The sequence below is a fragment of the Alkalicoccus daliensis genome, assembly GCF_900103955.1.
Classification (GTDB): Bacteria; Bacillota; Bacilli; order Bacillales; family Salisediminibacteriaceae; genus Alkalicoccus; species Alkalicoccus daliensis.
Map to the genome: position 1 here is coordinate 257665 of NZ_FNIL01000001.1, position 12923 is coordinate 270587.

Sequence of the window (12923 nt, forward strand, 5' to 3'; positions counted from 1 at the left end):
TTCCCTCCGGAAAGCGACCCTTTGGAGACAAAAGCACAAAATCGTATGCTTATACAAATAAAGTACTTTTTCAACAGCATGGAACCAGAGAAATTAATTTATTCTCTGGTTCTTTGTTATTGAAGTTTATTTTTAAGGTAGCTTTTTTGTTAGAAATTTATAAAAGAATACTTTTAGAAAGTGGGAAAATTCTTTTGCTGTTTTAGTGCTGACAGAGGTTTGCTGAGGTTTTGTCTCTACTAATCTGAAGGAATCTGCACAAGGCTTTATCACTCTGGAGAAATTTGAATCCCTAAATATCCTTTATGCAGTCGGATAGTTCAAATAATTAGCATTGAGCAGATAAAAGGTGTAAAAATTAATAAAGTGGCGAATATTCTATTAATTCCCAAGAATTTGGTGTAATCTTGGACTAGATTAATATTTCGGGAATCGATATATTATAATAACTGCCATAAAGGATTGGAAGGTGAAAAATAATGGAAACGTTTAAAAAGCTTAAAGATTTTTACTGGCCTTATAAAGTTTATTTTATCTGGTCGATCGTGCTGCTCCTTGCAGTCACGGGATTTACCGTTGCTTATCCGGTAATCTTACAGTTTACGATTGACTATATTATTTTAGAGCAAAATTATGAATGGGTCCCTTATGTAGCAATTGGATTTTTCTTCATAACTTTATTAAAAGGGATTGCTGTTTACTATCATCAATACTTAGGAGATTTATTTGGCATAAGAGCGGTATTTGAATTAAGGAATGCACTTTATAAAAAGCTGCAGTTTTTACCATTCAGATATTATGATAATGCCCGCACAGGGGACTTAATGTCCAGATTAACTGCTGATGTAGAAGGATTCCGGTTCTTTTTATCTTTTGGATTTGCTCAGCTGATTAATCTCGTAATGCTGGTTGGGTTAAGTTTAGGAATCATGTTTTATTACAGTCCATCACTCGCGTTTGTCACTCTTGCTGCAATGCCATTTTTAATATTAACTGTGTATAAATTTGATAAAGAAGTGCATCCTGCATTTAAAGATATCAGGAAATCCTTTGCTGGACTTACGACAAAGGTACAGGAAAATATTAGTGGCATGACAACGGTTAAGTCTTTATCAAAAGAAGAGTTTGAAATGGGCAGATTCGGTGATAAGAATACCGATTATAAAGATAAATTTATTTTTACATCTAATATCTGGTCTAAATATTTTCCGTTCATGGAGCTGATTGGACACTTCTGTGTAGTAGCACTGCTTGGTTATGGAGGATATCTTGTGATCACAGGGGAAATCCAGCCGGGGGTCCTGGTAGCGTTTTTCAGCCTGGTCTGGTTTATTATCAACCCGCTGATGAACTTAGGATTTATTGTAAATACGTTTTCACAGGCAAAAGCTTCAGGAGAAAGGCTGCTGCAGGTTCTGGAAGAACCGGAAGATATAATGGACAAAAAAGATGCTGTTTCCAAAGACCGGCTGGATGGACACGTAACTTTTGAAAATGTCAGCCATCGGTATGATGAAGACGAAGATTTAGCATTAGATAACATTTCTTTCGAAGCGAAGCCTGGTAAAACTATTGGGCTGATCGGAGCTACAGGCTCAGGTAAAACGTCCATCACTCAATTAATTACCCGGTTTTATGAACCTGATAAAGGGAGAGTATTAATTGATGGCAGACCTCTTACTGACTATACTTTAAAAACAATTCGAAAAAATACCGGGGTAGTTCTTCAGGAGTCATTTTTATTTTCGTCTTCTGTAAAAGATAATATATCTTATGGAAACCCGGAGGCTTCCATGGAAAGAATTATTGATGCGGCCAAAAGATCAGACGCACACGAATTTATAATGGATCTCCCCGATGGATATGACACTATATTAGGGGAAAGAGGAGGAGGCCTTTCCGGAGGCCAAAAGCAGAGAATTGCCATCGCAAGGGCAATTTGTGTAGATCCAAGTATTTTAATTTTAGATGATGCTACAAGTGCAGTTGATATGGAAACCGAGGGAAAAATTCAAGCTGCCTTCAGAGAAGTTATGAAAGGCAGAACAACTTTTATTATTGCACACAGAATTTCTTCTTTAATGCATGCGGATGAAATTATCGTGATGAAAGATGGTTCAATGGTGGAGAGAGGCAGCCATGCAGAGCTTCTCCAAAAAGATAACGGTCATTACCGTAGAATTTATGAGCTTCAATATAAAGATAAACATCAATTTTTACAGGAAGCAAAGTAGGAGGTGAATTTATATGACGCAGAAAAATGCAGAATCACGTACTTTAAAAAGGTTCCACTATTCTACAGATGAAGCCATAGAAAAACCCTTTAACTGGAAACAAATGAGCCGCTTATTCGGTTACATGAAACCATACGCAAAAACAATTCTTCCTGTAGCAATTGTAGGGATGCTTCTTTCCACTGCGGTCCGCCTCTTAGCACCAATTTTAATAGGAAGCTATGCACTGGATCACATAATTGAGTTCGGTGACATGAATTTCTTAATCATCATGGTGTTCGTAATTGCTGGATTATATTGTGTTTCGTGGATTGGGAATGTACTGCGAATAAGGTTCATGAATAAGCTTGGACAGTATGTAATATTTGATCTGAGAACTGCTCTCTTTAACCATATTCAAAGGCTGTCGCATCGTTTTTTTGATCAGCGTTCGGCTGGATCAATTCTGGTCAGAATTACAAACGACGTTAACAGTCTGCAGGACTTATTTACAAACGGTGTAATCAATATTTTAATGGATGTCATCATGCTTGCAGGTATCATTGCATTATTGTTTTACATCAGTCCGGAGCTTACACTTGCTATTATGATTATTCTCCCTCTGATGTTTTTTATTTCAACAAAGCTAAGACGGAATATCAGGCGCTCCTGGCAGGATGTACGGTTGAAACAATCTATGCTCAATTCGCATTTGAATGAAAGCATTCAGGGGATTCGGGTGACACAGTCTTATACGCAGGAAAAATCCAATATCGGTTTTTTTAACAAAATCAACGGCCAGAATTATGAATCCTGGAGAAATGCTACGAAAAAGAGCGCTATGTTCCGGCCCTTTGTTGAAATGAGCGGTGCTGTAGGTACTGGTGTTCTTTTGTGGTACGGAGTTGTATTAATTCAGGATGGGATGCTTACGGTAGGGGAATTCTTTACGTTCTCTCTCTTTTTAGGGATGTTCTGGGAACCTATTTCCCGGCTGGGGCAGGTATATAATCAGCTGTTGGTAGGGATGGCCTCTTCCGAAAGGATTTTTGAATTTCTGGATGAACGTCCTTCCGTGCCTGAGAAAGACAACGCAGTAACGATGGAAAACGTAAAAGGGCAGATTACATTTGAAAATGTGGAATTCGCCTATGACAGTAAAAGAAAAGCACTGCATAACATAAATTTGGAGATGAAAGCAGGGCAGACTGTTGCTTTGGTGGGGCATACAGGCAGTGGAAAGACGACGATAGTAAATATGATAAGCAGATTTTACGATCCCACTGGGGGTACAGTAAAGCTGGATGGAGAAGATCTGCGTAACATTCGTCTGGACAGTCTTCGAAAACAAGTCAGTATTGTACTCCAGGATACTTTTATATTCTCTGGAACTATTATTGATAATATTCGCTTCGGCCGGCCGGAAGCAAGTGATGAAGAATGTATAAAAGCAGCAACTACGGTCGGGGCAGACAGATTTATTAAGCAGCTTTCAAAGGGATATTATACAGAAGTAGAGGAGAGAGGAAATATATTATCTGTAGGTGAACGACAGCTGATTTCCTTTGCGCGGGCGTTACTTGCCGATCCTCAAATACTCATTCTCGATGAAGCTACAGCTTCCATTGATACAGAGACAGAACTTCTTATTCAGGAAGCTCTGGCAAAACTTCTGAAGGACAGGACAGCAGTAATGATTGCACATAGATTGTCTACTATTAGAGAAGCTGATAATATTTTTGTGCTTGAACAAGGAAAGATTCTGGAACAAGGGAATCATGAAGAACTTATGGAGAAGCGCGGCGAGTATTATGAACTGGTCAAATCCCAATTTAAAGCGCTGGAAGCAGGGTAATGATATTAAAAGCAATATAGAAACCGGCAGATTATTTTTCTCTGCCGGTTTCTTAATGATTGAAAGTCTTAGCTTACAAAAGTAAATTTATGCTCGCACAGAGGAGCACCATGATACGCTTTAGCAATGCCCTTGATACTAATGTCGTCCTTTTGCACTTCCTTGTATAAAAGTGTTACATCAAAATCCTCTTTAAATGGATGGGGCGATAATTGAATTTGCATATTATTTTTCCAATCGCCAATAACGTCTTCTCCATTGGAAAATTTGAATTGTTTGCCATGTTGAAATCCGTGTTCTGCATTTTTGTATTTATTCTCTGTTCCAGGAGGCTGCATACAGGTATAAAGAGACACACTGTCACAAAACTGCAGTGCTTTAAAATGCTCTTCTATAAGTTCTTCATGATCTTTGGTTAAACCTAGCAATTGGATGATTTTTTGCTGCCGGTCCTTTTCTCTTTCCCAAAAAACAGCTTCTTCCTCTGACTCTCCGACAAGAGAAGCGTAATGTTTACTTTGTAATAATGCTCCATAAGGATTTTCAGGTTCATGTGAATCAATACCTGCTTTATAATGTACAAGTTTCATCGGCACAGGAAAGTCAATAAAGCTGTAAGGGCGTCCTTTTACATCATTCCATACGGGAACTTTATCTATTTCCACCCAGGCTTGATCGTGCTGAAGTACAGCTTGAATAAATTCCTGCTGAAAATCACTGAATGGGAAATAATCAACTGCATAATTTCGAGCAATGCTTCCGGAAATGGCAGCATGATCATGCTGGGAGATCATGATATAGGAATGCTCTTTTTCTTGAATTATCACGATGCATCCCTCCTTTAAAACAATTTTCTCTAATGAGATATGTATTGCATAGCCGTTCAATAAATAAATGAAACTTATTTTTTATGACTTGAAGTATTTTTATGGCTTATATCTGACCTTTATGAATAATTTTCAATTAAGGTGATAGCATTCAGCTGTGAACTGATAAAAATTAGTTTTCAGCAGTCTTATCAGCGGTGTTTTGAAAATTCAAAGGGGCATAGGTTTTGCTTATCATGTTTCTAAGAAATAAGGCAGGAAAGCATGCTTTTTTTAAGCAGCAGCTTCATAATTAAGACCTGATAATATTTTATAAAATATCTGCGAGTCCAAATTTTAGTTACCGTAAATTTTTTATGTAAACTAAATTAACCAGAAGGGCTGACCCTCTGGTTAATTTCTCAGCCGTTTTGTTTGAAGTTTTTCTTTAAATCGGCTACTTTTCTTTCATCAGGAGTTACATACACCGTCGTCTGGCGGTCATAAGTAACATACCCGGGCTTTGCACCATTTGGTTTTTTTACATAACGGATAAGCGTATAGTCCACTGGAACATTGCCCGACATTCTGCTTTTACTGAAGTAAGCGGCTAATTCAGCAGCCTCGAGAATTGTTTCTTCATCCGGTTCAGTGCTGCGAATCAATACGTGTGATCCAGGAATATCCTTTGTATGAAGCCAGGTATCATCCTGTCTGGCCATACGTGTAGTTAAATATTCATTTTGTTTATTGTTTTTGCCAACATAAAGTTCAATACCATTGCTGGACATATACCGGTCCAGGCTTGGTTTATCCTGCTTTTTCTTTTTAGACTGCCTGCTTAGGTTTTTAAGGTATCCTCCTTGAATAAGCTCTTCCCGAATATCCTCGATATCTTCTGTAGAAGCAATTTCCATCTGCTGGATTAAGCGGTCAAAATACTCCATTTCCTTTTTAGCGTGGCGAATTTCTTTCTGCACATACTTCACCGAATTTTTAAGTTTATGATATCTTTTAAAATATTGCTGTGCATTATCCGAGGCACTTTTCCTGTTCGAAAGAGGAATGGTTATTTCGCCTTGATTCTCATCATAATAATCAACAACTGTTATTTCTGTCTGGCCCGGTTTAACCAGATGCATGTGCGCAGTCAGCAGTTCGCCGAACTTTTGCTGCTCGGCAGCTTTGTCAGCATCCTTTAAAGTTTTCTCGAGCTTCTTTATTTTCTTTTTATTTTTTTCATATTCATTTTTAAGAAGTCTTTCTAAATCATACGCCCGCTGTTTTACACGGTCTCTCTCAGCTTTGTTAGTGAAATAATTATCCAGCAGCTGATGCACAGTAGGAAAGAGGCGGGTTTCTCCTTTTTTATGGTTAAGGTTCAGCACGGAAAAGCTTTCTTTTCCATCCTCTATTATCATTTGAGGAGAATAAATGTTCTGCTTTACCGGAGCTAATACTTCGAAAAAAGCTCCCGGCAGAGTATCGCGGTTCACATAACCAGCACGATGAAGTATTTCATTAATAACCTGCGGTGAAAGACCGCTGAATACCTGCTGCAGCTGTTTATCCATTCTCCCGGCGTTAAAGTCCACAGATTTTACTAACTCATCTTCGGTAGTAAGAAGAGGATTTTTTTTATCCATGTGCGGTGGTTCATGATATGGCTGTCCCGGCAAAACTGTCCTGAATTGAGAAAGCGAGGGCGGGATATGCTTAATGCTTTCCAGAATAACGTTGTTATCTACATCTGTAAAAATAAGATTACTATGGCGTCCCATCAGCTCCAATACCAGTTTTTTATAGGATACATCACCAAGTTCATTTCTTCCTTTAAATGAAAATGTGACAATTCTCTCTAATCCTTCCTGCGAGATTGATTCAATCATTGCTCCTTCCAAGTGTTTTCTTAACACCATACAGAAGAGCGGGGGTTCTTTTGGGTTTTGAAATTTAACATCCGTCAGATGATATCTCGCAAAATTTGAGTTAACTGAAATAAATAATGGATAATTTTTTCCGTGTGCTCTTATAGTCATTACAATATCAGTAGCATAAGGCTGATGTATTTTAACAACTCTGCCTGATGGTAATACTTTGCTTAAATCCTCTGTAACTGCTCGTGTTACAATGCCGTCAAATGCCATAATACTTCCTCCTTAAATCCAACTCAGTCATCATTATACCAGAGACAGTAAGCACTGTATCTTCAGAGAATTTGCAGGTGGACTTGTTGTAAGGTGAAAAATTGTTTAGAATATAAAGTGGATGTGATAGCAATGCTGAGAAGTATGACAGGATTTGGGCGCTCTGCTGAGAAAATTAGCAGCGGCCGCCTTACAATTGAAATTAAAGCTGTGAATCATCGCTTTTGTGAAATTAAACCCCGGCTGCCCCAGCAGTGGGCAGGTTTGGAAGAAAGTATTATTTCCAGGTGCAGGGAGTATGTTCACCGTGGTAAGTTAGATGTATCTTTCTTTTTAAATGAGGAAGAAGCAAAAACGAAAGAAGTTCATATTGACTGGGATCTGCTTCTCCAGTTTCAGCAGCGCTTTGAAGAGATTAAGAGCTTTACAGGCTCAAAAGAAACATTCCCTGCAGCAGCTATGCTGCAAAATGAAGATATAGTTTATATATCTGAACCTGAACAGATCGTGAATAAAACAAAAGCAGAACTTCTGCCAGTGCTGGATGAAGCGTTAAAGGAACTCTCAGCTATGAGGAAACAGGAAGGCTCAATTCTTTATACAGATCTGCGGAAACGGACAGAACTGCTGGAATCCTATACTGACAAAATTCATAAGCTTGCTCCTCAAGTAAAAGAAGATTACCGTGCCAAGCTGTCGGAGCAGGTAAATGACTTTATGGCTGGAAGAAAAGCAGATGAAAATCGGCTGATGACCGAAATTGCTGTATTCAGTGAAAAAGCTGATATTAGTGAAGAAATCACACGTATTAAAAGCCATACTGAACATTTGGGCTTAACTTTTAAGTCAGAAGGACCAGTCGGCAGAAAACTTGATTTTATTATACAGGAGCTGAACAGAGAAATTAATACCATCGGTTCGAAAGCAAATTCAGGTGAACTGGGAAAGATCGTAGTTGAAATGAAAAATGAGCTAGAAAAAATGCGGGAACAAGTGCAGAATATTGAATAAAAAAGGGGAAATCACATTGGACATTAAGCTAATAAATATAGGTTTTGGGAATATTGTATCTGCAAACAGAATTATTTCTATCGTAAGTCCGGAATCTGCACCGATAAAAAGAATTATTTCCGATGCCCGTGATCGAAACATGCTGGTGGATGCTACATATGGAAGACGCACCAGGGCAGTTATTATTGCTGATAGTGATCATGTGATTTTATCAGCTGTCCAGCCTGAAACAGTTGCGCAGAGAGTAATCACAAGTAAAGAAGATGCGTCAGAAGAGTAATTTGTGTAAATAATTACTAATAAAACTTTTTCATGATATACTAAAAGAATATTGATGATAGTGGAGGATACGAATGAAGCGAGAAAAAGGTCTGCTCATCGTCCTTTCCGGCCCGTCTGGAGTAGGGAAGGGTACTGTTTGTGGTGCCCTGAGAGAACAGGATACGGAAATTAAATATTCGGTATCTGCAACTACCCGCGGACCACGTAGTGGGGAAGAAGATGGGGTAAGTTATTTTTTTAAGTCTAAAGAAGAGTTTGAAAGAATGATTAACGAGGGAGAAATGCTTGAATACGCAAAATATGTAAGTAATTATTATGGTACTCCCCGTGCGTATGTAGAAGAAATGATTGAAAAAGGTCATGATGTGATTCTGGAGATTGAAGTTCAGGGAGCGCTTCAGGTAAAGGAGTCTTTTCCGGAAGGTGTATTTATTTTCCTTATGCCGCCAAGCTTAAAAGAACTTCGAAGCAGAATTGAAGGAAGAGGCACTGAAACGGGTGATTTAATTGACAGCCGAATGACTGTTGCCAAAGACGAGATTGATCTTATGGATAAATATGATTATGTAGTAGAGAATGATGAGGTTCATCTTGCTGTTGAAAGAATTAAGTCTATTGTTACGGCAGAGAATTGTAAAAAAGATCGGCTGATCCACCTGTATAAACAAATTGTTGAGGAGTGATTATCACGATGCTACAACCATCGATAGATTCATTACAAACGAAAATTAATTCAAAGTATACGCTCGTAACGGTTTCTGCAGCCCGTGCGCGCCAACTTCGTGAGCACCCGGAAAAATTCAATCATCCAAAAGGTGCCAAATCCGTTAATTATGTAGGGATGGCGCTCGAAGAGATTGAAGCCGAACAGCTGTCATTTGAACTAAACGAAGATAACGTCAAGGAAACGATCTGAGCATCAGATCGTTTTTCTTTTGGTTCTGGAGAAATTTCATCAAAATAGACGGAGGGATAGGGAATGGATAGAAAGAAACGTGTTTTGTTAGCTGTGTCGGGTGGGATTGCTGCTTTCAAAGCTGCTGCTTTCACTTCTAAACTCGTTCAGGCAGACTATGATGTGAAAGTGATCATGACGGAGAATGCACAAAAATTTGTAACACCACTCACCTTTCAGGCGTTAGCAAGAGATCATGTGTATACAGATACTTTCACAGAACCTGATCCGGGCTACATTGCGCATATTGACATCGCCGACTGGGCAGACCTTATTTTTATTGCTCCCGCCTCGGCTAATGTAATTGGCAAACTTGCCAATGGGATTGCTGATGATATGCTCACTACTACATTACTGGCTGCAACAGCTCCAGTTTACATTGCTCCTGCAATGAATGTACATATGTACGCTCATCCTGCAGTGCAGAGAAATATGAAGCAGCTGGAAGCTGATGGATTCATCTTTGTAGAACCGGATGAGGGTTATCTAGCCTGCGGATATACAGGGAAAGGCCGAATGGCAGAACCCGAAGATTTACTTTCTATGGTAGATCACTTTTTTATCAGGAAGTCTCATCCGGAATGGCACAATAAAAAAGTAGTAGTTACTGCAGGTCCCACGCAGGAAGTAATCGATCCAGTCCGCTTTCTCTCCAATCGTTCCTCTGGGAAAATGGGATTCTCTCTTGCAGCAGAAGCTGCCGCAAGAGGGGCAGATGTTACTTTGGTAGCGGGACCAGTCTCCCTGCCGACCCCTCATGGAGTAAAGAGAATGGATGTAGTTTCCGCAGAAGAGATGTACCAGATTGTGATGGCGCAAACTTCCCATGCAGACCTTATCATTAAGGCAGCTGCAGTAGCAGATTACCGGCCTGCTGAAACTTCTGAAAAAAAGATGAAAAAATCAAATGATCCCCTGGAAATTAAAATGGAAAGAACAAAGGACATTCTTATGGAACTGGGTCAGCGAAAAGAAAAAACAGTTTTAGTAGGATTTGCTGCTGAATCCAATAATATTAAAGAATATGCGCTGCAAAAGCTTGCTAAAAAAAATGCGGATGTCATTTGTGCAAATTCTGTAATAGAAGCAGGACATGGCTTTCAAGGTGACACCAATGCTTTAACACTGTTTTTTAAAAACGGTACTTCTGCTGATATTCCTCTTACATCGAAAGCAGATGCTTCAAGGAAAATATTAGATGCGATTGCTCCGCTTATGGAGGGTGTTAAATGATTGTGAATGTAATCGTTGATGTAGCTTCCCAGGCAGTGGACCGGATTTTTGATTATTCTGTACCGGAGGAAATGCAGGAAACCATGTCGGCAGGCTGCCGCGTTCACGTTCCTTTTGCCAACAGGCCTGTCCAGGGATTTGTTATAGGAATAAAAGAGAGTTCGGAAGTGCCGGCTGCCAAGTTAAAGCCAGTGCAGGAACAGATCGATTTAACACCGCCTTTAACTCCTGAGCTTTTACAACTTGCTGAGTCCATCAAAGAAGAAACTCTTTCTTTACATGTTTCTGTATTAAAAGCGATGCTTCCGCAGGCAATGAGAGCCAAGTACAAAAAAAGCGTATTTCCTGGAGCAGCGGTTGCGAAGCTGGATCAAAATTTACAAAAGCATTTTGCAGAATCAAAATTTATTGAAAACTGGGATGAGTGGATTAAAGAAGCATCTGAAGAAGATAAAATAAGCGCAGCAAAAGCGATAAGAAAAGGACTGCTGATAGTTGAGCCAAAGGTGACAACAAAAGACGCTGCAAAAAAACAGCTCGTTTATGCTTCCATCCTTTCAGATGCTGATGCTGAAAACCATATTGGAGAACTAAATAGAAAAGCACCTAAGCAGGCTGCTGTACTGAATTTTTTACAGTCTTCCAAAGAAGAGCACACGGCTAAACAATTAGAACCTTATGGCTCTAAAGCTGCGTTGGAAGCGTTGGTGAAAAAAGGATTAATTTCAAAAAATGAAGCTGTCTTAAACAGAGACCCGTATGAAGGCCGTCATTTCGAGACCTCGGAATCATTAACTCTGCTGCCGGCACAGAAAGAAGTGCTTTCTGACATTACGCGGGTTATAGATAAAAAGATTCACCGGACTTTTTTAATTCGAGGGGTTACTGGCAGCGGTAAGACAGAAATTTATCTGCAGGCTATTGATAAGGTACTCAGGAATGGGAAAGAAGCAATCGTGCTAGTACCGGAAATTTCACTGACTCCACAGATGGTAGAACGGTTTAAAGCCAGATTTGGTGCGAGAGTAGCTGTTCTGCACAGTGCGCTCTCAAAAGGCGAAAAATATGATGAGTGGAAAAAAATCCGTGATAAAAAAGTGGATGTGGTGGTAGGTGCCAGGTCTGCTGTGTTTGCGCCATTTGAAAATTTAGGAATTATTATAATAGATGAGGAACATGAAGCGAGTTACAAGCAGGAGGAATCTCCGCGCTATCATGCAAGATCTGTAGCTATCAGCAGAGCAGAACATTATAACTGCCCAGTCCTGCTGGGAAGCGCGACCCCTTCTCTTGACAGCTATGCAAGAGCCCAGCGTGGCGTGTATGACCTGCTTACGCTTGAAAATCGAGTGAATGATAATGCTATGCCCGCAGTAACTTTAGTAGATATGCGGGAGGAATTAAAAAGCGGGAATCGTTCTATGTTTTCAGATGACTTAATTGAAAGAATTAAAGACCGGAAGCAGAAAGGAGAACAGATAGTTCTTCTTTTAAACAGAAGGGGATATTCTACATTCATTATGTGCAGGGAGTGCGGTTACGTACCCCAGTGTCCTCACTGTGATATTTCATTAACGTATCATCGGACAAATCAGTCTCTGCAGTGCCATTACTGCGGACACAGAGAAACAGTTCCTACTAGATGTCCGGAATGTGACAGTGACCAGATTCGTTTTTTTGGCACTGGCACGCAAAAAGTAGAAGAAGAACTTCATAAAACTTTTGAAGATTTAAGTATTATCAGAATGGACGTTGATACTACCAGAAGAAAAGGCTCTCATGAGAAACTATTAACTGCTTTTGGTAAAGGAGAAGCTGATGTTCTGCTTGGGACTCAGATGATAGCAAAAGGTCTGGACTTTCCAAATATCACGTTGGTAGGTGTACTGGCAGCTGATTCTATGCTTCACCTGCCGGATTTCAGGGCTGCTGAAAGAACTTTTCAGCTGCTGACACAGGTAGCAGGCAGAGCTGGGAGACACGATAAAACTGGAGAAGTATTAATTCAGACCTATTCTCCTGAGCACTATAGTATTACAGAAGTAAAAGAGCATAATTTTTTGTCATTTTATGAAAAAGAAATGTACATGAGAAAAATGGGAGGTTACCCGCCTTTTTATTTTTTAACCATGATTCACGTCAGTCATACTGACCTGCAGCAGGTAGTGCAGGTTACGGAAAAAATGAGCGCATATTTAAAAAGTTCACTATCAGAATCAACGAAAATATTTGGTCCTGTGGCTTCACCTATCCCGCGGATCAAAGATAGATATAGGTATCAATGCATGATAAAATACAAAATTGAACCGAAATTGATGGAGGCTCTGCAGGAATTAATGCACTCTTATCAATCTGACATTGCAAGAACAGATTTACAGATTATTATAGATACAAATCCATTTATGATGATGTAACATATTG

10 protein-coding genes are annotated in these 12923 nt (G+C 39.5%); 8 read left to right on the plus strand and 2 right to left on the minus strand.

Annotation, left to right across the window (positions count from 1 at the left end):
• The first annotated feature begins 479 nt into the window (after positions 1-479).
• Together BLP92_RS01330 and BLP92_RS01335 are read left to right on the plus strand one after the other, a co-directional pair.
• The gene (locus BLP92_RS01330) at positions 480-2234 is read left to right on the plus strand and encodes an ABC transporter ATP-binding protein (protein ID WP_090839831.1); all 1755 of its coding nucleotides are present in this window, start codon (positions 480-482) and stop codon (positions 2232-2234) included.
• 13 nt (positions 2235-2247) lie between these two features.
• On the plus strand, positions 2248-4068 hold the full coding sequence (locus BLP92_RS01335; protein WP_090839833.1) for an ABC transporter ATP-binding protein: 1821 nt from the start codon (positions 2248-2250) through the stop codon (positions 4066-4068).
• Positions 4069-4136: 68 nt separating this feature from the next.
• Here the strand turns inward: BLP92_RS01335 and BLP92_RS01340 are convergent, their stop codons facing one another.
• A complete protein-coding gene (locus tag BLP92_RS01340; RefSeq protein WP_090839835.1) occupies positions 4137-4895 on the minus strand; it encodes a DUF3891 family protein in 759 nt (252 codons plus the stop codon).
• A 401-nt stretch (positions 4896-5296) separates the two neighbouring features.
• Positions 5297-7021, minus strand: a complete 1725-nt coding sequence (locus tag BLP92_RS01345; protein WP_090839837.1) for an Rqc2 family fibronectin-binding protein — start codon at positions 7019-7021, stop codon at positions 5297-5299.
• A gap of 93 nt (positions 7022-7114) precedes the next feature.
• Between BLP92_RS01345 and BLP92_RS01350 the strand changes: the two genes are divergently transcribed.
• From BLP92_RS01350 to priA, 6 genes are all read left to right on the plus strand, one after another.
• On the plus strand, positions 7115-8032 hold the full coding sequence (locus BLP92_RS01350; RefSeq protein WP_090839839.1) for a YicC/YloC family endoribonuclease: 918 nt from the start codon (positions 7115-7117) through the stop codon (positions 8030-8032).
• 16 nt (positions 8033-8048) lie between these two features.
• A complete protein-coding gene (remA, locus tag BLP92_RS01355; protein WP_090839841.1) occupies positions 8049-8312 on the plus strand; it encodes an extracellular matrix/biofilm regulator RemA in 264 nt (87 codons plus the stop codon).
• A gap of 73 nt (positions 8313-8385) precedes the next feature.
• Positions 8386-8997, plus strand: a complete 612-nt coding sequence (gene gmk, locus BLP92_RS01360; RefSeq protein WP_090839843.1) for a guanylate kinase — start codon at positions 8386-8388, stop codon at positions 8995-8997.
• An 8-nt stretch (positions 8998-9005) separates the two neighbouring features.
• Entirely contained in the window at positions 9006-9230 is a 225-nt protein-coding gene (rpoZ, locus tag BLP92_RS01365; RefSeq protein ID WP_090839845.1) for a DNA-directed RNA polymerase subunit omega, read from the plus strand.
• A 63-nt stretch (positions 9231-9293) separates the two neighbouring features.
• Positions 9294-10502, plus strand: a complete 1209-nt coding sequence (gene coaBC, locus BLP92_RS01370; protein WP_090839847.1) for a bifunctional phosphopantothenoylcysteine decarboxylase/phosphopantothenate--cysteine ligase CoaBC — start codon at positions 9294-9296, stop codon at positions 10500-10502.
• Complete coding sequence (gene priA / locus BLP92_RS01375; RefSeq protein ID WP_090839849.1) at positions 10499-12916, plus strand: primosomal protein N'; 2418 nt, start codon at positions 10499-10501, stop codon at positions 12914-12916. Before coaBC ends, priA begins: the two co-directional genes overlap by 4 nt.
• The last annotated feature ends 7 nt before the right edge of the window (positions 12917-12923 follow it).